22 protein-coding genes and 2 tRNA genes are annotated in these 25,837 nt (G+C 31.8%); 4 read left to right on the top strand and 20 right to left on the bottom strand.

Features of this window, described 5'->3' with window-relative positions; translation table 11 throughout:
* Positions 1-256 precede the first annotated feature (256 nt).
* From V5784_RS09765 to V5784_RS09775, 3 genes are read right to left on the bottom strand one after another with little or no spacing between them, the layout of a single operon-like run.
* A complete protein-coding gene (locus V5784_RS09765; RefSeq protein ID WP_336888827.1) occupies positions 257-1,486 on the bottom strand; it encodes a mechanosensitive ion channel family protein in 1,230 nt (409 codons plus the stop codon).
* 35 nt (positions 1,487-1,521) lie between these two features.
* Complete coding sequence (locus V5784_RS09770) at positions 1,522-2,490, bottom strand: NADH:flavin oxidoreductase (protein WP_336888828.1); 969 nt, start codon at positions 2,488-2,490, stop codon at positions 1,522-1,524.
* A 17-nt stretch (positions 2,491-2,507) separates the two neighbouring features.
* Entirely contained in the window at positions 2,508-3,257 is a 750-nt protein-coding gene (locus V5784_RS09775) for an HAD family hydrolase (protein WP_336888829.1), read from the bottom strand.
* Between the two features lie 204 nt (positions 3,258-3,461).
* On the opposite strand from V5784_RS09775, the gene V5784_RS09780 reads away from it, so the two are divergent.
* On the top strand, positions 3,462-4,094 hold the full coding sequence (locus tag V5784_RS09780) for a hemolysin III family protein (protein WP_336888830.1): 633 nt from the start codon (positions 3,462-3,464) through the stop codon (positions 4,092-4,094).
* Between the two features lie 85 nt (positions 4,095-4,179).
* On the opposite strand, the gene V5784_RS09785 is transcribed toward V5784_RS09780, so the two are convergent.
* The 10 genes from V5784_RS09785 to V5784_RS09830 form a co-directional block, all read right to left on the bottom strand.
* A complete protein-coding gene (locus V5784_RS09785) occupies positions 4,180-5,481 on the bottom strand; it encodes a HAMP domain-containing sensor histidine kinase (protein ID WP_336888831.1) in 1,302 nt (433 codons plus the stop codon).
* An 89-nt stretch (positions 5,482-5,570) separates the two neighbouring features.
* Complete coding sequence (locus V5784_RS09790) at positions 5,571-6,239, bottom strand: response regulator transcription factor (RefSeq protein WP_336888832.1); 669 nt, start codon at positions 6,237-6,239, stop codon at positions 5,571-5,573.
* Positions 6,240-6,281: 42 nt separating this feature from the next.
* Positions 6,282-7,571 (bottom strand): M18 family aminopeptidase, encoded by a 1,290-nt coding sequence (locus tag V5784_RS09795; protein ID WP_336888833.1) that lies wholly within the window; start codon positions 7,569-7,571, stop codon positions 6,282-6,284.
* An 83-nt stretch (positions 7,572-7,654) separates the two neighbouring features.
* The gene (gene dinB, locus V5784_RS09800) at positions 7,655-8,782 is read right to left on the bottom strand and encodes a DNA polymerase IV (RefSeq protein ID WP_336888834.1); all 1,128 of its coding nucleotides are present in this window, start codon (positions 8,780-8,782) and stop codon (positions 7,655-7,657) included.
* 114 nt (positions 8,783-8,896) lie between these two features.
* The gene (gene nrdG, locus V5784_RS09805; RefSeq protein ID WP_336888835.1) at positions 8,897-9,394 is read right to left on the bottom strand and encodes an anaerobic ribonucleoside-triphosphate reductase activating protein; all 498 of its coding nucleotides are present in this window, start codon (positions 9,392-9,394) and stop codon (positions 8,897-8,899) included.
* 134 nt (positions 9,395-9,528) lie between these two features.
* Positions 9,529-10,239, bottom strand: a complete 711-nt coding sequence (locus V5784_RS09810) for a hypothetical protein (protein WP_336888836.1) — start codon at positions 10,237-10,239, stop codon at positions 9,529-9,531.
* A 141-nt stretch (positions 10,240-10,380) separates the two neighbouring features.
* Complete coding sequence (locus tag V5784_RS09815; protein WP_336888837.1) at positions 10,381-12,726, bottom strand: anaerobic ribonucleoside triphosphate reductase; 2,346 nt, start codon at positions 12,724-12,726, stop codon at positions 10,381-10,383.
* Between the two features lie 201 nt (positions 12,727-12,927).
* Entirely contained in the window at positions 12,928-13,704 is a 777-nt protein-coding gene (locus tag V5784_RS09820; protein WP_336888838.1) for a MetQ/NlpA family ABC transporter substrate-binding protein, read from the bottom strand.
* Positions 13,664-14,275 (bottom strand): TetR/AcrR family transcriptional regulator, encoded by a 612-nt coding sequence (locus V5784_RS09825; RefSeq protein WP_336888839.1) that lies wholly within the window; start codon positions 14,273-14,275, stop codon positions 13,664-13,666. Before V5784_RS09825 ends, V5784_RS09820 begins: the two co-directional genes overlap by 41 nt.
* The gene (locus tag V5784_RS09830) at positions 14,244-15,509 is read right to left on the bottom strand and encodes a putative peptidoglycan glycosyltransferase FtsW (protein WP_336888840.1); all 1,266 of its coding nucleotides are present in this window, start codon (positions 15,507-15,509) and stop codon (positions 14,244-14,246) included. The genes V5784_RS09825 and V5784_RS09830 overlap by 32 nt, the downstream gene beginning before the upstream one ends.
* A gap of 91 nt (positions 15,510-15,600) precedes the next feature.
* Between V5784_RS09830 and V5784_RS09835 the strand changes: the two genes are divergently transcribed.
* Entirely contained in the window at positions 15,601-16,152 is a 552-nt protein-coding gene (locus tag V5784_RS09835; RefSeq protein ID WP_336888841.1) for a GNAT family N-acetyltransferase, read from the top strand.
* A gap of 41 nt (positions 16,153-16,193) precedes the next feature.
* Here V5784_RS09835 and V5784_RS09840 read toward each other — a convergent pair.
* From V5784_RS09840 to V5784_RS09870, 7 genes are all read right to left on the bottom strand, one after another.
* Positions 16,194-16,270: transfer RNA gene (locus tag V5784_RS09840), tRNA-Met, on the bottom strand.
* Positions 16,271-16,294: 24 nt separating this feature from the next.
* Positions 16,295-16,370: transfer RNA gene (locus tag V5784_RS09845), tRNA-Gly, on the bottom strand.
* 171 nt (positions 16,371-16,541) lie between these two features.
* Positions 16,542-17,606 (bottom strand): ABC transporter ATP-binding protein, encoded by a 1,065-nt coding sequence (locus V5784_RS09850; protein ID WP_336888842.1) that lies wholly within the window; start codon positions 17,604-17,606, stop codon positions 16,542-16,544.
* Between the two features lie 22 nt (positions 17,607-17,628).
* A complete protein-coding gene (locus V5784_RS09855) occupies positions 17,629-19,332 on the bottom strand; it encodes an iron ABC transporter permease (RefSeq protein WP_336888843.1) in 1,704 nt (567 codons plus the stop codon).
* A gap of 67 nt (positions 19,333-19,399) precedes the next feature.
* On the bottom strand, positions 19,400-20,437 hold the full coding sequence (locus V5784_RS09860) for an ABC transporter substrate-binding protein (protein WP_336888844.1): 1,038 nt from the start codon (positions 20,435-20,437) through the stop codon (positions 19,400-19,402).
* A gap of 129 nt (positions 20,438-20,566) precedes the next feature.
* Positions 20,567-21,592, bottom strand: coding sequence for an alpha/beta hydrolase-fold protein (locus tag V5784_RS09865; protein ID WP_336888845.1), 1,026 nt, complete (start codon positions 21,590-21,592; stop codon positions 20,567-20,569).
* A 17-nt stretch (positions 21,593-21,609) separates the two neighbouring features.
* Positions 21,610-22,596, bottom strand: coding sequence for an NAD-binding protein (locus V5784_RS09870; RefSeq protein WP_336888846.1), 987 nt, complete (start codon positions 22,594-22,596; stop codon positions 21,610-21,612).
* Positions 22,597-22,860: 264 nt separating this feature from the next.
* Between V5784_RS09870 and V5784_RS09875 the strand changes: the two genes are divergently transcribed.
* Positions 22,861-24,231: an FAD-dependent oxidoreductase gene (locus V5784_RS09875; RefSeq protein ID WP_336888847.1), complete on the top strand. Its 1,371-nt coding sequence runs from the start codon at positions 22,861-22,863 to the stop codon at positions 24,229-24,231.
* 140 nt (positions 24,232-24,371) lie between these two features.
* On the top strand, positions 24,372-25,640 hold the full coding sequence (locus V5784_RS09880) for a dicarboxylate/amino acid:cation symporter (protein WP_336888848.1): 1,269 nt from the start codon (positions 24,372-24,374) through the stop codon (positions 25,638-25,640).
* Positions 25,641-25,837 lie beyond the last annotated feature (197 nt).

The following is a 25,837-nucleotide window of genomic DNA, read 5'->3' on the forward strand; positions in this document are numbered from 1 at the left end:
TACATTTTTTCTTTGAGAGTGCATTACTTGGGAAAATTGCTGGATATGTAGGAATCGTAGCTGGATTATCTGCAATGTATGAAGCAGCAGCTCTAATTTTAAACGAAAAATACGGTAAAGTAATATTACCACTGTAATAAAAATTGATACTCTAGAGATACTAGAAAAAGAGGTGAAATTTTTAACAATAAAAAGATGACTTCTGTATTTTACAGGAGTCATCTTTTTTTGATTTTAAAAAATAGGCATAAGTCTCTTATTTTCTTAACATCCTCAGGTCATTTCCAGTAGGGTTTTGAAATACTGCCAGATCAAACTCATGGATTATTGGTATCAGATGTTCAAAGAGATCCGATTGAATCCCTTCATATTCCTGCCAGACAATTGTTTTGGCAAAACAGTATATCTCAAGGGGAATACCTTGAAATGTAGGTTCCTGCTGCCTGACTAACAGGGTCAAATCTTGATTGATATGGGAACTATTTCTAAGATATAGTTCAACATACACTCTAAACATTCCAATTTTTGTGAATCTTCTACCATTAATAGGAGTAGATCCGAGATCTTTATCCCTATTAGATTTTTCAACTTCTTTTTCTTTTTTCTCAATATAATCTCTCAAAAGATAGATTTTTTTATATTCTTTAATTTCTTCTAAAGATAAAAATTTTACACTGTTACTGTCTAAAAAAATTGACCTTTTTATCCTCCTACTTCCTGTAGACTGCATCCCCTTCCAATTTCGAAATGAGTTGCTGACAAGTGCATAACTGGGAATAGTTGTGATGGTTTTATCAAAATTTTGAACCTTTACATTGGTTAAATTTATCTCCACTACATCTCCATCAGCCAGTTGATTTGGCATCTCAATCCAGTCTCCTATCCCAACCATATTGTTAGCTGCCAGTTGAATACTAGCAACAAATCCCAAGATAGCATCTTTGAAAATCAGCATAATCACAGCTGTCATTGCACCTATCCCACTTAAAATTTTAAGGGGCGACTTATCCATAACTATTCCTACAGATATTGTTGCAGCTATAATCATTAAAAATAAACTCATAACCTGGAGATAACTCTTAATCGGTCGTCTTTTAGAGATACTGTATGTATTATAAATATCACTGAATACCGATAAAATTCCATTTACAATAAGGGTAAATACTATTACTATTCCTATATCAATAATCTTTTCAAAAAAAGATTTAAAAAAATCTAATTTACTTATCATCATATGAAAAACGATTAATGGCACTAAGGCATTTAAATATTTTAAAACATTGTTTTCGATTAAAAAATCATCCCACTTAGTCTCACTTTTTTCAATCAATTTGATTAAGTAATTTTTTATTATATAATTTGTAATAGCGTGCATAATAACTGCTATTATTAGGGTCAATACCATTATTATTCCCACAACAAAAATCCTTTGATAATACCCACTTATATTTAAATATTCAATGATTGTACTATAAAACTCGTTCATATCATCTCTCCTATTTTTTTATTGTTAAGTTGCATCTATAAAAGTTTCCCCCCTGTATTTATCCTGAATCTATATTTTTTCTTAGCCCAAGATATCCAATGAGGTCTTGAGATCATTGCCCTTCCAATAGCTACTAAATCCACCAAATCATTTTCAATTAAATAACTGGCTTCTACCTCTTTTTTTATGGCTCTTACAGCTATTACAGGAGTTTTAACGTGTTTTTTTATCTCTACTCCCAGATATACTACCCAATCAAGGGGAAAGTCAACTGGCACCTCTACCTTCCTATCCTGTTTAAAACTAGGATTAGGTATTCCATTAGATACATGGATCAGATCTACTCCAGCTTTTTCAACTTCTTTTGCAATATAGATTCCCTCTTCTAGGGTAGGCTCATTTCCTCCTATCCTGATCCCCAATATGAAGTTATCATCAAAGAGATCCTTTGTTCTTTTTATCAATTCACGAGTAAAATAAAGCCTGTCGCCATATTTATCGATTCTTTTATTCCAAAGTTTAGAATGAAGCTGCGATATAAGATAGGTATGTGCTCCATGAATTTCTATCCCATCAAATCCACATTTTTTTGCCCTGTAAAAAGAATCTATAAACTCCTCCAAGATCCCGTCTAATTTTTTCTCAGATACAGTAGCTATCCCCTCTTTAAATCCAGCATGATGAAGCTGAATAAGGGTAGGAGTTTTGTGTTTTCTGCAGATATCTGCTATTTTAGTCAATCCTTCTATAAAACTATCATCCCATATTCCTATTTGGTTATCCCTTAGTTTACCATTTTCAGCGATACAACAAGCTTCTAGGATAATCATTCCAACTCCTCCTAGAGCTATTTCTTCGTACCATTTCACCAACTCATCAGTAGCATATCCATCCTTACCAATCAGGCTAAACCTTACCATAGGCGGTAAAACTATTCTGTTTTTTAGGGTTATTCCCTTTATCTTAAATTCTGTAAATAAATTTACTTTTTCTTTTGTTCTCATTTTTTTCTCCTAATTTTTTATTCCTCTTCCTGTTCCTCTATAAATAAGCATTCATATATATCTATATCTGAAGGAAGTTTATATATAACATCTTTTCTTTCTACAATAATTTGAATTTTTCCCTTTAAACTTTCATCCTCTTGAATACTCTTTAAAAGAGCCTTAGCAGGATTGATTGTGATTGGATGCCCCACTGATTTAATCATAGTAAGATCACCATTGGTATCTCCATAGGCATAGGATTCATCTAAATGGATATTATATTTTTCTACAAATTTATCGATGGCTTTCTGCTTACTCACTGAATCCCACATAGGAGTAGTTTCGCCGGTAAATCGGTCCCCATCATAGTGATAAATTGTCCCACAGTAATCGTCTGCACCATATTTTTTTGCCATCTTCGATACTAAAAATTCCGGGCTTCCAGAAATAAATATAACTTTATGCCCCTGTGCTTTATGCCATTTTATCCTGTCTCTGGTATATTTATATACTCTTCCCGCCTTTACATCTATTACTTGGTTAGCCACAAACTCATTTTGTTCTAGCGTTACATTTTGGATAGCTTCTATGTAACTCTCTACCAGTCCTAATAAATATGCTTCATAGCCACCTTTTCTTATATCCCATTGAGTGTACAGATCCTTTACTTTTTTCTCCCACTGTCTGGGATCTATTAATTCATATTTTATTAACCTTTTAAAATGCTCTGTTAAAAGAGAATCTCTGTATATAGTTCCATCAATATCAAAAAATGCTACTTTCATAAATCTCCTCCTTTTTTCCTTTAATATACTTAGCATTATAACATAATTTTATTCAATATGTTCTTTAGTTATATCAAAATACAATTTTTTATAAAATATTTTTAGAATAAAGTCAATCAATAATATGAGAATAAAAACCATATATATATGTTATAATGCAAGTATCAAAACAAGTGTTATTTTAAAGTGTTTAAAGGAGGTAAGATGAAAGTTATTAATCCATATTCAAAATTAGAGGAATATATGAGTTCCATAACCCATCTATTGGGTGCTGGGATGGCAATAAGTGGTCTAGTTTTTTTAGTTATCCATGCGGTACAAGAGGGAGGAATAAAACAAATTATAGGCTTTAGTATCTTTGGGCTTTCAGCCATATTTTTATATCTTATGTCAGGAATATATCACATTCTTCCCATAGGAAAATATAGAAAAATTTTTAAAATATTGGATCATTCTGCTATCTATGTCCTTATATCCGGTTCATATACTCCTTTTCTGCTGATATTAGGAGGGATTACAGGCTGGGTAATCTTGGTTATTCAATGGACTTTAACCAGTCTGGGAGTTTTATTTAAAATTAAATTTGCAGGTAGATTTCAAACAATGTCCACTCTAATCTATCTATTTATGGGATGGATGATAGTCTTTGTATTTGGAAATCTAAAGAGTAGTTTGAACTCCGTATCACTGACACTGCTCATAGCTGGAGGTATTTTTTATTCTATAGGAGCGATCTTCTACTCCATGAAAAAAGTTAAATATACCCATGTCATCTGGCATTTTTTTGTCATAGCAGGGACTACCCTTCATTATCTGTCTATATACAATTCTATATAAATATATCCATAAAAAAAAAGAGGCTGCCAGTTTAAAATTTAGGCAGTCTCTTTTTTTAATATTTTTTAGTTGATTTTATACTCTATTAAACCTTTGGTAGATACACTGTAAATGTACTCCCTATCCCTTCAGCACTCTCTATTTCCAAAGTTCCCCTATGAACTTCTACTAGATGAGATACGATAGACAAGCCCAATCCTGAATCTGATTTTTTAGTAGTTCTAACCTTATCTTCTCTAAAAAACCTTTCTGTAATCTTCTTTAAATTATTATCTTTAATTCCAATCCCTGTATCTGAAATCCGAATTCCGATCTTATCTTCCAGGATAAAAGAGGTAATATTTATCTCTCCCCCTTCCTTGTTATATTTAATAGAATTAGAAATTATATTTAAAAATATATCCCGAAGCAGCGACTCCTCTCCTAAAACCTCTATCTCATAGTCTTCTAACTCACAGTTTAAAGTTATTTTTTTTTCTAAAGTAAGAATATCCATAAATTCACATAATTCAAAGATCATTTTTTCTATCTTTACAGGTCTAAAATATTCCTCCATTGATTCTGGATTTTTAGTGAAAATCAAAAGTTTTTGAATAATACTGTTTAACCAGTTAACTTCATCCAGGACCTTTCCCAAATCTTCCTGGTATTCTTCCACACTCCTCTCACTACTGAGCTCCACCTCTATCATACTTTTAATAGACATAATAGGAGTCTTCAACTCATGACTCACATTATCTGTAAATTCATTTATTTGAATAAAACTATTTTCCACCCTGTCTAACATGGAATTTAAAGTGAATATCAAATTTCCTATACTCTCATTTTTAGCAGTAATTTCAATCCTTTTGGATAAATTTTTACCCTTAATATCATTGGCTGAGTTAGTTATTTCATCCAACCCCATTAAGAGGGTATCAACTATATTATTTGTATTATAGTAGTTCCAAATTATAGCTAAAAAACTTATCAGAACAAAGGTTATCGCCAGCCATGAAAGATAAAGATTTATATCTGAAATATCTCTAATAAGTGCATAGATATATGTTTTATTTCCATTGGTAAAACTCCCTATTAAAAGTCTTTTATTTTCAACAGTGGCGTATATATTTTTTTCTAGATCAACATCTTTTACAAGCTTCGTTAAAGCTTTAGAATTACTAAAAATAAAGGCATCGTCACTTATTTCTACATACACAGGCTTTTTAGCTTCTGCGTCTATTACTATAATATCTAAGCGTACAGGCAGAAGATCTAGGTAATCTATAACCGTATTGGTCTCAAAAACTATTCTTTCCTCCTTTAGGAGATATTGAAATATCCCAACTTCACTGGCTAACTCTTTATCCACATGATTTTTAAATAAACCAGAAGTTAAAAAAATCACTCCTGTAAAAATAATTCCTAGTGCAATAAAATTTCGAACACTACTTTTAACCATAGTTATAAATATTAAATTATTTTTGCTAAAACTGGTTAACCTTTTAATATGTACCCAACTCCTCTGACTGTATGGATTAATTTTTTTTCAAATAATTTATCAATTTTTTTTCTCAAATGATTTATATATACATCTACCACATTTGTATCAGAAATAAAGTTGATATTCCATACTTTTTCTGTGATCATCATACGAGTTAAAACAGTATTTTTATTCTCTATAAAGTATTCCAAAAGATTAAATTCTCTGGCTGTCAGGTCTATTATCTGCTCATCTCTAGAGACAATTCTTTTTAGTAAGTCCATCTTTAGATTTTCAGCTATTAAAATATTATCATTTCCATCGGTGCTCCTCCTAAATATAGCTCTAATTCTAGCTAATAACTCCGAGAAAGCAAATGGTTTTACTAAATAATCATCTGCTCCTGCATCTAATCCCGCAACTTTATCTTGAATTTGATCTTTTGCTGATATAAGAATTATATGTGTATTATCTTTTTGCTTTTTTAAATATTTTACTACTTCTATTCCATTTTTTTTAGGAATCATAATATCGAGTAATATTAAACTATAATTGTTGTTTGTAGCATAGCTTATAGCATCTTCTCCGTTATCTACAGTATCTACATCATATCCTGCTTCTAAAAGCCCTTTGGTTATATAATCCGATATCTGTTTTTCATCTTCTACCAATAGTATTTTCATCTTTTCACTCCCCTGTACCCCTCAATGAATTAAATCTTTATTTTAAAGGGAATAATAATTTTTAAGTAATTTTTTTAAATTCATAAGATCTTCTACACCACATAGCTCACGAATAGAGTGCATTCCAATCATTGCCAATCCTAAATCTACAGCATTTATACCTAGATGGGTAGAAGAAATAGGCCCTATTGTAGATCCCCCCGGTGTATCTGATCTATTTACAAAGTATTGATATGGAATACCATTAGGTTCTAATATTTGTTTTACTACAGCCAGTGAATATGCATCTGAAGTATAAGATTGATTAGCGGCAACTTTCAGAGCCACACCATGATTCATCTTAGGTCTTATTATAGGATCTGTCTTTTGATTCTGAGCTGGATGAACTGCATGAGCTCCATCTACAGACAACATAAACGAATTTGATAGTGCACAAAAGAATTCCTCTCTATCTAAACCTAAAGATAGAGATATCCTCTCTAGAGTGTTTAATAGCATATTTGAGTCTGCTCCCTGCTTTGTACTGCTCCCTATCTCTTCATTGTCAAAACATGCCAGTACATTTACACCGTTAAACTCTTTGGCTTCAAGAAAGGCATCTAGACCAACATATAAGGCCCCTAAATTATCTATTTTGGCAGCTGAGATCATCTCCTCGTTTAATCCTACAAGAGTTCCCTTTTCAAATTCATAGAGGTATAGATCAAAGTCTAAAATCTCATCTAAGTTTATATTATTTTCCTCTGCTATTAATTTCAATAGGAAATTTTTCTTTTCTAACTCCTCATCTATCAGTGTTAAGATAGGTAGAGTGTCATTTTGCTTGTTCAATTCAACACCTTTATTTACCTCTCTATTTTGATGGATAGCGAGGTTAGGAATGATAAGGCATGGCTTATCTATATTTACTAAGATTGTTTTAGGTTTAAAAACGTTCTCTGATTTCACAACCACCCTTCCTGCAATACTCAGAGGTCTGTCTAGCCAGGTATTCAAAATAGGCCCTCCATATACTTCCGTATTCAATCTAAGGTATGAATCTCCTACCATCTCTGACTTGGGTTTTATTCTGAATCCTGGAGAATCCGTATGATTTCCAGAAATTTTAAATCCACACTCATTTAAATTTCCATTCCCAATAGAAAATGCAATCAATGAAGAATCATTTTTTGTGAAGAAATATTTCCCACTAACCTCTAATTTCCATTTTTCAGATTCTAAGATCTCTTTATATCCGTTGGCTATCAATATATCAGCAGTATTCTTCACTGCATGAAATACAGATTTTGAAGAATGGGAAAAGTTGATAAAGTCATTTGCAAGTTTTTTCATTTTATTCCTCCTAAAGTTATATACTCATTTCTACCCCTATACTATTTGTACAACATTATTCCTAAAATTAAAATAGTTTAATTTTATATATTTTTTAAATCCTTAATCTTATCTTTCAATTCCTGTATTTTTCTTTCTTTTTTTATCTCCTCTATATCCTTGAAAGCCAATTGATACTCTTTGTTTTTACTTAAATTACCCATATTTATCCCCAATAATTTAATTTTATCCTCTAAATCAATCTCCTCCAAGAGTACAGTCAATAATTTTTTTAAAATTTCTATATTTTGAGTGGATATATTTATACTTTTAGATCTGGTTATAGTTTTCCTATCCAAATATCTTACTTTTAAAGTTAGAGTTTTTGTATGAAACTTCTGATATTCCAACCTTTTATGAGTTTTCACCAACAGGCCTAAAAATTCAGACCATATAAATTCTCTGTCTTCTAAAGGACTAGAATAAGTTTTCTCGTTGCTAATAGAATGTGTCTTTGATTCGATAGACACCTTCCTATTATCGATTCCTCTAGAATATTCATATATCATCTCACCCCTGTTATACCCCAATATACTCCTAAGCTCCTGCAGTGACACCTTTAAAACATCGGATACCTCTACAATATTTTTTCGACCCAGGATCTCCTGGGTTTTCTTTCCTACCCCTGGTATGAGTTTTATCCCCTTATCTGACATAAAATTAGCAAACTCATCTAAACCCCTAATAAATGTTGTTCCTCCAGGTTTTTTAGCATCACTGGCTAATTTCGCACTGAGTTTATTATACCCTATTCCAATAGAACAAGTTAATCCTGTGTTTTTTAATATACCCCTTTGAAATTTTTTGGCAAATACTTCATAGGATGGATAATTTTTTATAATGTCTGTAATATCTATAAATCCTTCATCCAAAGCTATAAATTCTACCTTATTGGTTAGTTTTAAAACCAAATTTTTTATCTGTTTTGAAACTCCGTTGTACTTTTCCTTATCAACTTTCAGATATATTCCATAGGGACAGAGCATTCTAGCCTTTGTAACACTCATTGCAGAGTGTAAACCATATTTTCTCGCTTCATAATTACAGGTAGTTATAACACTAGTCCCTACAATTACAGGTTTACCGCGAAGATTAGGTTGATCCCTTATCTCTACAGATGCATAAAATGCATCCATATCGTAATGAAGGATAACTCTTTTGCTATTTTTCATATCCTTCCTCCCTGTTCAAACGCCATAAACTTATTGATAAATATAGGATTATTATAGCATATGACCAGTTACAATGGAAATATCAAAAAAAAAACACCCATTATAGGTGTTTTTCTAAAATTCTAAAGTAATTATTTGATCATTCTCTAGGCTTTCCTTAACATCAATTATTCTTTGATTACTGCTCCCTCTAAAGTATAATTCTGGATGATAGTTGACTCTTTGAAACTTACCGTCTACCAATACATCGATATAATCCAGACACTCCCTTATAACAGGATCTTTTAGCAGAGTTTCAAAAGTATACCCAGTATAAGACCATATATTTTTATGAGTTCTAGCCTTAATTTCCTTTAGAAATTTCAATAATTCTATGGGATTAAAAAATGGATCTCCTCCAGACAGGGTAACCCCGTCTAACATCGAGTTTTTGTTTATCTCTCCTACTATCTCATCCATATATTCTTCATCTAAGACCCTACCTATGTCACCCTTCCATGTTTCATGATTATGACAACCTTCACAGTAGTGGGTGCACCCTGAAAAGTATATGGAGTATCTGAATCCGAATCCATCGGAGATGGTTTCTTTAAATATTTTTATTATTTTCATATTATTCCTTCTTTCTTCTTATTTTTGTCACGAATTTGCACAAATTAAAATATTATTTCACGGTATAATTCAGTAGCTATCTTAATTTGATTTAACTAACATAGATGTTCTATTGAATTTTTATGAGGTATATTCTATTCATAATATTTTTTTAATTTAGTATAAACTTGATAATTTCGAATAAAATCTTCTTCGAAACTTTTTAATTCAAGATCTGGAAAAAAATTCCCCTTAAAACCCATTGTCATAGACTGTGATTCTTCAATTACTTCATTTAAAATAGCTACAAAATCGATATCAAGATATATTATATAATTCAAAATTTCATTTGAAGTAATATAAATTTCATTTCCTTCGTCTACAATGAAATTTCCAACTGTATAATTACTCATATCTTTATCGCCACCAAATGAAACATGACATCTAGTCCCTTTTTTTACTTTTAAAATGTTTTTCATATTATTTAAATCTTCTTTCAACCCCGCTGTAGTAGAATCGATTTCAGTTGAAATAGTAGCTAGCATTGTATAAGTATTATGAAAATCCGTTAAAATCTTTCTGATTCTTAGTGCAACATAATTTTCCATTATAACTTTAGTTTCTTTAACCTTAGGTCGATATTCCAGTAAGTAATAAATGATGTATCCCATTATAAAACTCGTAGATAAAGATTGGATTAAATTATTTCCATAAATAAAACTTTTCATTCCTAAAATATGAATTCCAAAAGGATAAGGAATATCAGACGTTTTTAGAGTTAATATAATTGCTATAAACAATAAAATCAAAATATTTTTTTCTTTTTTCCAATAAATATTTAAAATTTTTTTTAATTTAGTTTTCAATTTTATCACCTCTAGAGTCTAAACTAAAGAGGGAATTTCAACAATTCCCTCTCTACAATAATATTTTTATACCTTCTCTTAGTCTTCCCACCTCATTTCCTCTAAGATTAGAGGAAATATAAGAAAAAAGGAGTTGGTCTTCTAGTTGTGCTTTACTCTATCTTGCTCCTCAGCTTGCTTATATGAGTTCCAACCGTCTAAATCTCCAGTTAAATAACCTGTGATTCTTCTAGTTCTAGATACCTCATTACTTCCACATACAGGACAAGTATTTTCTATGATTCCTTTAAAGCTACAATCCTTACATCTGTCCACTGGATGGTTGATAGAACCATATCCGATTCCCTCTTGTTGCATTGCTCTTACAATCTTCATAATAGCCATTACATTCTTTTTAGCTTCTCCATCAAGTTCTACATAAGTAATATGTCCCCCAAGAGTAAGCTCATGGAATGGAGCTTCTCTCTTTATCTTTTCTAAAGAAGAAATATTTTCTTTAACATCCACATGGAATGAATTGATATAATAATCTCTGTCATTTACACCATCTATAGTTCCAAATTTCTCACGATCTATTTTTGTAAATCTTCCAGATAAGCCCTCAGCAGGAGTTGCTAATGCTGAGAAATTTAATTTGTGTTCCTTAGTCTTTTCTGCAGCGATACCCTTTATATCAGATATAGCTTTATACAGAGTGTTAAATGCCTTGTCGTTCTTTCCATGACCTTCACCATAGAGAGCCATCATTGCATTATGACCACCAATAAATCCTATACCCAATGTTCCTGATGCAAACGTATCTCTAACTTCATCGTTAGGACCTAGGTTTTGTCCCCCATCCCAGATACCATTTTCCATCATAAATGGAAATTGTCTAGCTACTGCCGAACCTTGGAATTCAAACCTATCTTTTAATTGAGCACCTACAAAATTAGCCATCTCTTTTACATTTTTGTGGAATAACTCTACAGCTAATGTTTCAACTTTCGATGAGTTCTCTCCCAATCTTTCTACAGCTTCCTTTCTGGCTTTGATAGCTAGTCTAGGCATGTTGATAGATGTAAACGATACATTTCCACGACCGATAGAAGTTTTCTCTCCTCTGACATTTTCAAATACTCTGGTTCTGCATCCCATTGTAGACACTTCATATAAGTATCTGTCAGGGTCATTTATATCCCATTTTTCATGGAAGTTAAATGGTGTGTCTAAGAATACAAAGTTAGGGAATAATCTCTTAGAAGTAACTTCACATGCTCTGATAAAAAGATCAAAGTTAGGAGTTTCAAATTCTAACTCTCCCTTAGATGCTTTAGCCCAGTTATTTACAGCTAGTTCAAAGTCTTTTTCCGAAAAAGATATCCCAGTCTTTACTTTAAATATTTGAATAGGGAATACAGGTGTCTCTGAATCTCCTAATCCCTCCTCAGTAGCTTTGAACAACTCCTCTATAACCATCCTACCCTCAGCAGAAAAATCAGTACCATAGTTGATAGAACTGAATACTACCTGATTTCCACCTCTAGAATGCATGGTATTTAAGTTATGGATAAATCCTTCCATAGCTTGGTGTGTTTCATTCTTTGTATCTGCATATGCAATTTTAATTAATTTATCGATAATTTTTTTATCCATTCCTAATTTTTTAGCCAATGTATTTTTAATATCTTTACTTACAGATATTGTAGTGATTGAGTTATTTATAATTTCTTTTAATTCATTATTTTTGTCCTCAATATAATCTGCATCTAAAAATGTCAGTGCTCTATATCTAAAGTGTCTTCTAAATGATTTTAATACTCCTGGAGCCATGAAGAAGTCAAATGCCGGTATAGCCTGTCCACCATGCTGTTCATTTTGGTTTGTTTGAAATATTATAGTTGCCAGTGTAGCGTATGTTGAGATAGATTTAGGTTGACGGATCTTTCCATGCTTTGATTGAAATCCACCTGTAAATAATTTTTTCAAATCATATTGTACACAGGTAGAAGTCTTTGTAGGATAATAGTCTAAATCATGGATATGAATATCTCCAGCCAAATGGGCACTTGAATATTCAGGATTTAATAGATATTTATGTGTATAGTCCTTTGTAGTCTCACTTGCAAATGTCATCATTTGACCGGCAGGAGTATTCCCAGCCATATTTGCATTCTCATTGTTTATATTGTTTTTTTCCACAGTAACTATACCATCGAAAGATTTTTTTAAAGTTGTTCTCTTGTGTCTCTCTATATTTCTCATGTCTCTATACAAGATATAGTTTTTAGCCATATCTGGATATGTTTTCATCAATTCTTTTTCTACAAGATCCTGTATCTCTTCGACTTCTAGATTTTTATTTAAATCTACTAATTTATTCACCACTTCTAGGGCAAATTTAGTGCTGACATCTTCCTTGGAAGCAATAGCTGCCTTGTTTATCGCGCAAACTATCTTATTTGCATCAAAGTTGACTCTCTGACCATCTCTTTTAACTACTTTCATTTAACACCACTCCACTATATTTAGTCATTAACAATTGGAATGTTACCATATATAGTGAAAAGTGTCTAACTCATTTTATAAAATAGGAGTATATAAAATTTATATATTTAGGTTTAAGATTGGTAAATAAGGGGTAGAAAAAGAAAAGATAAAAGAAAAAAATTCTTCCTTGACATTTTATTTTTTTGTTTTTTTAAAATTTCAAAAAAAACTTATGTTTTTTCCATATTTTTCTAAGATAAATAATTTAATGTCCTTGCTTCTGATCGACTCAGAAAACCGAATGACTTTTTTATTTTTGAGCATTTTCTCCCTGATAGCTATTATATTTATATATTTTTTATTAAAACCCTCCAAAAATAACGAATCTATTTGTGGAGTATATCCCACATTAAAAGCTGTCCCTCCACTTAAAATAACATAGTCAGCAACTTCTAAAAACCTGGGCAATAAAAAAGTATCTACTCCTACAATCTCTATTTTGAAAGGGTTGGATAAGATATCTTCTGTTGTAATTTTTTTTTCGTGATCTAGCTCTATGAGACCCATCTCCTCTAAAAATCTCAGTGCTCTCTTTTTATTAGAAGGATCCTTAGGAATGGCTATGATAGCCCCTACCACCATACTTTTCATGGAATTATATTTTTTGGAATATAGTCCCATGGGTTCTGCATAGGTCCCCCCTATAGATCTAATAGTGCTGTTATTTAAGTCATTGTATGAATTTAAATAGTCTAAAGTTTGAAAAATATTAACATCAATCTTCTTATCTAAAAGATCTCTATTTAAGTTTTTATCATTTTCATACCTAATCAGCTCTATATCCAGGGTTTTATCCTGTTCCATCATAAAATTTACCAACTCAAAATTAAAATCTGAACTCACCCCTACCCTTAGAGGAGCAGAAAACAAAGTCAAACTAAGCAAAAAGAATAAACTAATTTCTTTCATTAAAACTAATTTCTTTAAGTTTATCACATATATCACTCCTAAAAAAATAATCAAATTTAATCAAATAATATCTCAATAATTTTTCATTGCTACTATATTTTTTACATATGTCGATAATACTAGTAATCGCCAGTTTCATTAAAACCATAATAAACTCCTTATCAAAATTTTCATACTCCAGGCCATTTATTTTTTTATTATCTAGATATTTTCTCCATCTTATCCCTACTAATTCCTCCAGAAAACTCTCATATCTTGTTCCTATAGAGGAATCAAAAAGGATAAAAAATTCCATAGGTTTAGAGGTCGCTAAATTTATATAATTATTTAAAAATACTCTTGGTTTTTTATTCAAATCGGAGGATTTCTCCTTGAAATCCTCATGAATATGGTTGTATTTAATAGTTGAGTATAGTTCAAAGACTATATCATCAAAAAGTATCTCTTTATTTTCATAATATCTATATATATTTCCAATTGGAACTTTTGATTTTTTCGATATTTCTTTCATGGTTGCGCCTCTATATCCATTTTCTTTAAAAACTTCCATAGCTCCCTGATAGATCTTATTTTGAACTTCTTTTTTTTTGGTCTGCACCTTTTGCCCCCCCTTTTAAAGAATGTTTATTAATATTGTAAAGTACTCCAATAGAAAATAGGGTCGTCCATAGGGAGGTCCCACCATAGCTCATAAGAGGCAGGGGTATTCCTGTGACCGGCATAAGCCCTGTAACAACATATACATTCATTATTATTTGGCTAAACAAGTAACCCGTAATTCCAATGGCTAAATATTTACCAAAGTAGTCTCTAGCTGATTTTGCAATGACTGCCCCTATCTGTAAGATAATTATATAGGCTAAAAACATGATGGAAACTCCTACAAATCCCCATTCCTCTCCAATAGAAGCCATGATAAAATCTGTATGTATCTCTGGAAGATAACTATATTTTTGGGTTCCATTTCCCAATCCCTTACCAAAAAATCCCCCATTTCCAACAGCAATCAAAGACTGTTTTATCTGATATCCGTCTCTATTGTCATACTCATTGTAGATTACACCTTTTACATAGGCTTTTATCCTCCTATTTCTATAGGAGCTGTCATCTCCTATAAAGTATGCATAACTTCCATAGGTTATTCCTATTACAACAATTATAGCAAAAAATTTAAATATATGCTTTAATTCTATATCTGAAAAAAATATCATAACAAAGGAGATAGCTATATAGTGCAGAGCTGTTCCAAGGTCTCTTTGAAAAAAAACAGATAAAACAAAGAATAATACAATTGGAGATATGGTATATACTATATCCATGTTTTTATATTTTTTTTGTCTACAGGCATGGAGTCCCTTGGCGATTAAGATGATATATGCAATTTTTAATAGCTCAGAGGGTTGTAGTTTAACAATTTTAAAATCTATCCAACGTCTACTTCCATTCCTAACTGGCACCAAAAAATCTATCCCAAAGGCAGTTCCTATGGCAATAACTCCAAACAGAAGAAGTACAAGAATAACTATTAGTTTAATCGTTCGTTTTTTTTCATACCATTTATAATCGATACCTAAGCCCATAAATAAAGGGATTATTCCAGCTAAAAGAAATAAAAATTGTCTCTTCACAAAAAAATATTCTGTTTTATAAATTCTCATAGAGGTGTAAAAACTCGCACTAGCTATATTTAAAAGACTAAATATTGCCAAACCTAAAGTAACTATGATCAGTATCCATCCTCTGACCTTAATAAATGAATCTATGGATCTTTTTCCTATTTTTTCCTCTATCTCAAAATTTTGTCCATATAAACTTTGATTTTTTATTTTCATAAATTCCCTCCTAAAAATACACCCTTAATGATATAGTCTATATTATACCCTATAAAAAAGTAGAAGAAAACAAAAAAATTGGAGGATTTTAATGAAGTTAGATAATATTCGAAAAGCTAAGAAGGAAGACAAAGTTATAGATTTTATAATGAGTGCAGCAGGGGAGATCTTTTTCCCCATGGATCCATCATTTGTAGGAGATAAAGCAAAAGAGGTATGTCAACTTTTATTTCAAAGTAAACACAATAAATTAAGTTTTGAAAATTGTTTTGTCTATGAAAAAAACAAGGTTATCATGGGAATGATCATTATATATGATCAAAATTTGGAGATGAGTTTAGGAGAAAATCAGAGATCTATACTGTTAAAAAAATATTGTGTTGATACTGTTCTTCCAATTGAAGGAGTTAAAAACTCTTACTATATCGATAGCCTTGCTGTAGGGGATAAATATCGTGGACAGGGAATAGGTAAATCCCTCCTACAATTCGTGAACAATGAATTTGATCCTTGTAGTTTGATTGTAGATATAGAAAAAAAATCGGCAAGATCATTGTATGAAAAAATGGGATTTGAGATTTTTAACAGCATTGACCTCTTTGGAAATCGTTATTATCAGATGAAAACAAAACAAAAAATATAAAAATAAAAAACCAGCTGTTAACAGCTGGTTTGAATTTTAATTGGTGGCGGGAGCAAGATTTGAACTTACGACCTTCGGGTTATGAGCCCGACGAGCTACCAGACTGCTCTATCCCGCGACATGGATTTTTTATTAAAGTCTTTGGAGCGGGAAACCAGGTTCGAACTGGCGACATTCAGCTTGGAAGGCTGACGCTCTACCAACTGAGCTATTCCCGCGCTTTCAAAGACAAGAGAAGTATACCTTAACTTCGTAACAATGTCAATTGTTTTCTGTTTTATTTGTTATTTTATTTTTTCTTTTACTGATTTAGACAGGAGTAAGGATAACTACGTGAAAAAAATTTAAACAAGAAGAGAGAAAATTTTATAAATTTTCTCTCTTCTTGTTTAAATTATATGGATTGATTCTTCGTCTAAAACAAAAGTTAAATTTTCACCAACTTTTTTTATCTCTTTCCCATGGGGATTGTTTAAAGATACCTCAATTTTTTCGGTTCCTACCATGATTTCATACTCATGATTTTCTCCCATAAAGACACTTTTCACAACTTTTCCCTGATGTTTTTCTGCATTAAATTTAATAGATTCAGGTCTTACTACGACCTCAACTATCTCTCCCGCACTGTATCCTATTTCATCAGTTACTGTGTATTCAGAACCCAATAATTCAATTTTTGTTTTCCCATCTTTCTTTGAAATTATTGTCGCTTTTAAAATATTAGCTCTCCCGATAAATTTAGCAATAAATTCACTGTTTGGTTTTTGATATATTTCTATTGGAGATCCTACCTGCATAATCTCACCATCTTTCATTATTACCACTTTATCAGAAAGTGACATCGCTTCTGCCTGATCATGAGTTACATAGATCGAAGTTATCCCAACCTCCTGCTGAAGTTTTCTGATCTCATCTCTCATATGAAGTCTTAATTTAGCATCTAAGTTTGATAGTGGTTCGTCAAATAGTAATACTCCTGAATTCATGATCAAGGCCCTTGCAAGGGACACTCTCTGCTGCTGTCCACCGGACATTGCTGAAGGTGTTCTCTCAGCAAAATCTTCCATCTTCATTAATTTTAAAACATCATTAACTCTCTTATCTATCTCTTGTTTAGATTTCTTTTGTATTTTAAGTCCGTATGCAATATTATTATACACATTCATATGAGGAAATAGTGCATAATTTTGAAATACCATGGCAGTGTCTCTTTTATCTGGAGTCAGATTTGCTACATCTTTATCTCCTATAAATATATTTCCAGAAGTAGGAATCTCAAATCCTGCTAACATTCTAAGCATTGTTGTTTTTCCACAACCAGAAGGTCCTAAGAGACATACAAATTCTCCAGGCTCTACAATTAAACTAATATTATTAACTGCCTTTATTTTGTTTTTTCCCGAGATAAATATTTTTGTTAAATTCTTTATCTCTACTCTTTTAGATTGTTTCATTAAAATACACCCCTAACTTGCTTTATTTTTTTAGACCTATTTTTGAGATTAAAATCTTCATACTTATCATCACTGTCGATACTATTACAATTAATATTGTACAGTAAGCTGATGCTATTCCTATCCTTCCAGTATCTATATTATCCATTACTGTAGGTGTTAGTAGTTTCCATCTAGCGGATATCAAAAATATAATCGTACTTACCAAGGTCATACTTCTTGCAAACGAATAGATCAACCCACTAAAAAATGCTTCTTTTATCATAGGGATAGTCACACTAAAAAAAACTTTACTACTCGAAGCTCCTAAGACACTTGCTGCTTCCTCGATAGAAGGGTCAATTTGTTGAAGTGAACTCATTCCACTTCTAACTCCTACAGGTAAACTTCTAATTATAAAGGCTATAACAATAATAAGTGCCGTTCCTGTAAGGGGCGGGATCAATGTTATATTTGTAAACGGTATCTTATATGTAATATTATAACTGATTACATATCCTAAACCTATGATTGTTCCAGGGATAGCAAGGGCCATAATTGTTGTGAATTCTATAAACGTTTTCCCTATAAATTTTTTCCTTACAATTAAGAACGCAAGAATCATAGAAAAAATACTTGTTATTATAGTTGCTATTATCGCTAATACAGTAGTCTGTATTATAGGATCCATACCAAAATCAAATATATATTTATAGTGAGCTAGGGTAGGAGTATAGTTGATCCCCCACAACTTTACAAATGATCCTATAGGGATCAAAATATACATAAGTATTACAAATACAGTAAGAATTATTAAAGTTATGAATACAGGTATTGTTATAGCTTTATCTTTGATTAAATCTCTGGCTCTAGAAGACTTTCCAGTCACAGTTATATAAGATTTTTTATTTATATAATACCTTTGAACTATAAACATTGATATAGAGATTGAAAGTAATATCATCGCAAGTGCCGTTGCTATTCCCAATTGGAAATTACCTATTCCTTCCTGATAAATTTTTACAGAAATTGTTGTAAAATTTCCACCGATTACTACAGGATTGGCAAAATCTGCTATAGATTGTATAAAAACTAATAAAAAAGCATTAGCTATCCCTGGAATAACCAATGGAAAGGTTACACTTGTAAATACTTTTAATTTAGATGCACCTAAATCTGTAGAGGCTTCCTCTACAGAAGGATCTATTCCCTGTAATAAACCAACCAACATTAGATATGCTATGGGGAAAAAACTTAAAACCTGAACTAATACCAATCCATGAAATCCATAGATCTCAAAATCTTTAATACCAAAGAGACCACGAGTAATAAGCCCCTGTCTTCCAAATAATAATATTGCTGATAACGCTACAACGAATGGTGGCGATATAATAGGTAGCATTGCTATATAATCAAATAGTTTTTTCCCTCTGATCTTCATATACGATGTAGTATATGCAAAGAAAAATCCAATGATAAGTGATAATGTTGCAGTTACAAAACCTAGTTTTAAAGTATTTAAAATTATTGCTACATTTCCACTTCTTCCAAATGCGTTTTTATAATTTTCCAAACTAAGTGCTTCTTTAAATGTAAAACTTTCCATCAATACATTGTAGAGAGGTACTAGCACAAAAAATGATATCACCACTAATGAAAATATTATTGTCACAAATAATGTGGGATCGTTAGTCAATTTTTTTATATGGTTTAATTCTTCATTTATTTTCAATCTAAAGTTGTTCATAGTTCCTCCAATTTCCCTATTTATATAAAGACTTCCCTCAGTCAAAGAACTAAGGGAAGTATCTTAATTATTTTTTTGGGGCTATAGTACTTGTTTCAATACTAAATCTTTCCACTAATCTTACTCTATTCTTTCCTGCCCAATCAAAATCATATTTAATTAATTTTGTATCTTTTATTGGATCTGCTTCTGCTGGTGGCATGGCATCTTTATTTGTTAAGAATTGGAAAGATCCTACTGTTTTCCCCATTTCTTGAACTTCTTTAGTCAATACCCAGTCAATAAATTGTTTAGCAGTTTCTTGATCTGGTCCATTTTTCAATAGTGCTACTCCACCAATCTCATATCCTGTTCCTTCAGATGGAGCAGAAATGACGATGTCTATATATCCTTCTTTTTTATATTTTATAGCATCGTGTAAGAATGTTATTCCAATTGTTGTTTCACCCTGTCCTGCCATTCTTCCTGGAGCAGTACCAGATTTAGTATATTGTCTAACCTGCCCGTTGAATTTTTTCAAATACTCCATAGCTTCATCTTCACCCATAAGTTGAACAAGAGTAGCTAACATTGTATAAGCCGTTCCTGATGATCCAGGATGAGCTACTACGATCTCTCCCTTGTACTCAGGCTTTAATAGATCTGCCCATGATGTAGGCATCTCCAATCTCTTTTCATCTAACATTTTTTGGTTTCCAACAAATCCTAAATAACCTACATAGATTCCTGTCCAGTTACCATCAGGATCTTTTTGTTCCTCATTGATATTTACTGCTTCAGGAGAAATATATGATTCGATTAAACCAGCTTCATTCGCTGCTACAAACGCATCTACAGGTCCGCCGTACCATACAGATGCAGACATGTTATTTTTTTCTGCTTTTAATCTAGCTAAAACTTCTCCACTACTCATCCTTACAAAGCTTGTCTTAATTCCTGTTTCTTCCTCAAACTTTTTTGCTATCATGGCAGCATGATCCTCTTGTAATCCAGCATAAAAAGTCAGAGTTTTTTTAACCTCTTTAGTTCCAGTTGTTTCCGACTTATCTTTTCCACAGCCAATCATGAGGAACATCAATGACAATAATAAAAACATTTTTTTCATATCTTACCTCCCTTTTAATCGTATACACTATATAAACCTTATATACTTTATTTTTTTGATAAAGTAAAGTTTTTTAACTATATTTTATAAGTTTTTAAGCAATAAAAAAATAAGATCTCCAAAAAGATATTATTTTAAATGTTTCCAACTATATTTTAAAAATCTACCTATATCTTTAGCTACATAATCCCATGTGTGAGTTTCTCCCTCATAGATATAAGCTTCAAAAGGTAGATTAAATCTTTTTATTCTACCTACCATATCTACCCATTGGTGAACTATATAATAAGGTTCTTTATCTTCTGAACCAACTGAAAGGTAAAAATGTTTTCCCTGTTGTTTTGTGGTATTCAATTGTTTTATAAGAGTATAAGGATCTTCTTTCATAATGCCTTTTCCCCACGATCCAAATATATTAATAAACCGCTCTTTATCCTCACTTTTGAATAGAAATTTAGGAAGATATATAAATTTAACTATTCTCGTAATCCTCTTATTTATAGTCAGCCTCACCAAACTAACAGCCCCAGCAAAACTACCAATTACTTTAAACAACTCCAAATGTTTCAGCCCTAATTTAAAAGAGCCATATCCACCCATAGAAAATCCAGATATCCCGGCATTATTCACATTAAATCTTTTTTTTACATCTAAAATTAATTCATCTATAAAATATGACTCATAGTTTTTATTCTTTACCTTTTTAAAATCACTATACCAAGACTCACCGCAAAATCCTGAATTAGGGAGAATGACAATCATCTTTCCTATATCTTTTTTCTCTAGTAAAAGTTCAAAGGTATCTAAAAGTCTTCCTTTTTCTATCCAGTCATGGGCATTATCCCTTAACCCATGGAGTAAATAAAGTACTGGATAACTTTTTTCAGGAGTATATGATTTTGGTACCACCGCTAAATACGTCATCTCTTCATCTACGTTCTCACTCTTTATATTTAAATTTTGAACAATAAAATTTTTACTTTCAAAGGTCAGATCCTCCAAAACTTCAAAATTTACATCTCTGTTATTTTTAGGGATGATATTAACATTTTTATAAGTTACAGTTTTTTTTATCTTAATTTTCATCCTCTGTTTTCTGCTGCCTGTAACAATAAATACCATATAAAATATAAATATACCTATTAAATAATACATAAAATCTCCTCAAGTCATTAATTCAAAGCTATCTCTATTAATTTTTTTATTTGATCCTTTGTCCCCAGTACCAACAATTTTTCATTTTCTTTGAGGCGCTCCTGGGACATAGGATTTATCTTCATAACTCCGTCTACTTCGTGACCAATAACTATTAGATTAGTTTGAGTAGGGATCTTTGCTTCCATAAGAGTTACATCTACTAGTTGTGATCCTTTTTTTATCTCTACCAGTTCAAATGTCAAACCCTCTATCCTTGATTTTTTACTAAAAACATCTACAAAACTAATTAAATTAGTTTGAGTAGCTGTGGCTACCATTCTTTCAGCAGCTATCTCAAAAGGCGAAATTATAAAATCGGCTCCACCTCTTCTTAATTTTTTTTCACTGCTGGCGTCCACAGCCCTTGTTATCACCTGTATTTTTTCATTTAAATCTTTTGTTGTAAGAGTTAAAAAAAGATTCTCAGCATCTGTTGATAGGACCGATATCAATACTTTAGCACTTTTCACATTGGCCTGGAGGAGAGTTTCATCTTTTGTTGCGTCTCCTATTACATAGAGTAATTTTTTTCTATATATATCCTTTAGTTTTTCAATCTTTTTCTCATCTTTTTCTACCACTACAAAATCTAAACCCTTTTTTAAAAAATCCTTTATAATCTTCCTTCCCGTTCTGCCGGCTCCACATACTATGTAATGATCTTTTAATTTAGTTATTTTATTATCCATACTCCTCCATCTTAAATAGGATTTCAGCTCCCCTTCAACAAAAAATTTAGTAACGTTTCCCAATGTATAAACAACTACGGTTATCCCAGAAAATATAAGGATTGAGGTAAAAATTTTCCCATGAGGACTAAGTGCCTTAACCTCTCCAAATCCCCCTGTAGAAAGGGTGATAGAGGTCATATAAAAAGCATCTATTAAATTATAATTTTCAATATAAATATATCCAAAAACACCTATAAAAAATATTAGAAATAATATAATCCCAGGTATCAATATTTTTTTTATCTCCGTTTTTATCTCTCCTCCACTTTTCTTCTTTTAGAAATATATTTTATCACAATATTTTCTATAATACCACATCTGTAAAATCTTTAAACAATTTAAATTTTAAAGGATTTAATTGACCTTTTTAGTAATATATGTAATAGAAATGATTATAGCTAAATATTATGATCTTTTATCCCTATATATATTGTAATTTTTTCCTTTGTCTATTAAAATAAAATGAACTAAACTTTAACATTGGAGATAAAACGTATGTATGATTTACTAATAGTAGGAGCTGGAGCTGCAGGACTAACCTGCGCATATACAGCTAATGGGCTGGGAAAAAAAGTTCTCTTACTGGATAGAAGTTTACCGGGTGGAACTTGTACTTGGTCGGGATGTATGCCCAGTAAGGCTCTTATCAACATAGGTAAGGATATTCATGTAGCCAAAAAATATTATTCCTCTCTAGAAATAGATACTGCAAAAATTATGAGTGATGTCAGAGGTATCATAGATGAGGTGTATTCCCATGAATCTCCAGAAGTCTTAGCCAAGGACGGAATAACATTTAAGCAAGGTATATCGATTAAACTAATAGAACCAAAAATTGTACTGGTTGACGAGGTGAAGTATCACGGAAAAAACATAGTTATATCCACTGGTACCTCTCCATTTATACCTCCTCTAGAGGGCTTAGATAAGATAGATTATCTAACCAATCAAAACCTTTTCCAACTAGAAAAACTTCCTAAATCCATGATAATTTTAGGAGGGGGAGCTATCGGAGTAGAGATGGCCCAGTGTTTAAACAGATTGGGAACAGAGGTTCATCTAATAGAGAGATCTTCTCGAATGTTTATCCGTGAAAGTGAGGAATTAGTAAATATTTTATCTGAAATCTTGATAAAAGAGGGAGTCAATATCCACGTTAATACTACCTCCACTTCTGTAACTAAGAATGACGGCCTCATTAGCCTCAATGTAGAAACCAATGGAGAACCAAAAAGAATTGAAGCTGAAGCTATTCTAGTTTCCATAGGAAGAGTTCCGAATATAAAAGGTCTTGGATTGGATGAATTAGGAATAAAATATAATCGAAAAGGGATAGAAGTAGATGATTATTTGAGGACAAACATACATAATATCTATGGTGTAGGAGATATAGTAGGTCCATATCAGTTTTCACATATGGCTAATTATCAAGGAATTTTAGCCGTTAAAAATATGTTTTTACCCCTGAAAAAAAAGGTAGATTATTCCAATATAAGCTGGTGCACATTTACCTCACCTGAACTAGCTTCTCGAGGAATTCCTGATCCAAAGAAAAGAGAAACTAAGATATATTCCTATGGACGGGGTGATTCAGAAAGAACTCTGACAAAAAAAGGTGATATTTTTGAGCTGAGGGTGGAAACCAACCATAAAAAAGAAATCTTGGAAGTAAAACTTTTAGCTGAAAGAGCAGGTGAGATCATATCCTCATTTCAAATAGCAGCAAAAAATCACCTCACTTTAGATAAATTTTCATCGGTTATATTTCCCCACCCAAGTTACAGCGAAATTCTAGGGAGTTTAGGTAAGAAAGCATATGTTGATAAATTATTAGAAAATCCACTCATAAAGATCTTCACAAAATAAACAATACTATTAAAATTTGACTTTTGCATATATAAACTATATACTACGCTAGAGGTTTAATCATTTATCTATATACTCGTAGCGTTTTTCTGTTATAGTTGTAACAACAAAATTAAATTTTTTTATGGGAGGGTGGTAAGATGAAAAAAATGACATTAACAACAAAAATTTTTATTGGATTAATTAGTGGGATAATAGTAGGATTGATTTTATATCCAATGAGAGATGTTCCATTTGTAGAAGACTATATTATCGGGTTTTTCTTGAAATTAGGTGGATCGGTATTTATAAATGCCATAAAGATGTTGGTAGTTCCACTGGTATTTGTATCGTTGACTGTAGGAAGTTCAGCTATGGGAGATATTAAAAAATTAGGAAGAATAGGAGCAAAAACTTTAGGATTTTATCTGTTCACAACGGCTGTTGCAATCGTTATAGCTCTTATTTTTGCAAATATAATTGATCCAGGAGCTGGATTATCCAGTGACAGTATCGAAAAAACTACTAAAACTATAAAAGCTTCAAAACCATTCGTAGATGTACTTATTGATATAATACCATCTAACCCGATAGCATCAATGGCTGAAGGAAATATGCTACAAATTATATTCTTTGCTCTTCTTACAGGTATGGGTTTAACTGTCCTAGGAGATAGAGTTAGCAAGATAAGAGAAGGATTTAATCAAGCTAATGATCTAGTTTTAGAGATGCTAAATCTTATTATGAAAGTAGCTCCATTTGGTGTATTCTGTCTTATTACTAAGACGTTTTCATCTCTTGGATATTCAGCAATGATGCCACTATTAAAATATATGCTTACAGTTGTTGGAGCATTATTTATTCATGGCTTATTGACTTACCAGGGACTTTTACTTGCTGTGGTCAAGATGAATCCAATGACTTTTTTAAAGAAATTTTTACCGGCTATCTCTGTGGCATTCTCTACAGCCAGCAGTGGAGCAACACTTCCTGTTACTCTAGAGACTGTTCAAGAGAAGTTTGGAGTATCTAAGATTATAAGTTCATTTACAATACCACTGGGAGCTACCATCAATATGGATGGAACTGCCATCATGCAGGGGGTCGCAGTTGTATTTATAGCCGCGGTATATGGAGTAGATCTAACTATGGGTGACTATCTCGCAGTTATTTTAACAGCTACACTGGCATCGATAGGTACAGCCGCAGTTCCTGGCGTAGGACTTATAATGTTATCTATGGTACTTACTCAAGTGGGGCTGCCAATTGAAGGTATTGCTCTTATCATGGGTGTAGATAGAATACTAGACATGACTAGAACTGCTGTAAACATTATAGGAGACGCAGTTTGTACTCTAATCATAGCTAAAACTGAAGGAGAAGAGCTAGATCTCACTTTAAAAAAAGAAGTAGAAGTAGAAATAGTATAATCGATTAAAAATAACAGTTAAAATAAGGAAACTAGGAATTTAAATTCTTGGTTTTTTTGTCACTCCACAGAAATAATAAAACTTCCTATCGCTGAATTTATTCTTCTTAAACATTAATTTTAAAGACTACTCCAATATATGAGGACAGCATTAAAACAAACAAAAAGCCCTTAAAATCAAAATAAGGGCTTAATATA

The sequence above is a fragment of the Psychrilyobacter sp. genome (genome assembly GCF_037132775.1).
Taxonomy (GTDB): domain Bacteria; phylum Fusobacteriota; class Fusobacteriia; order Fusobacteriales; family Fusobacteriaceae; genus Psychrilyobacter.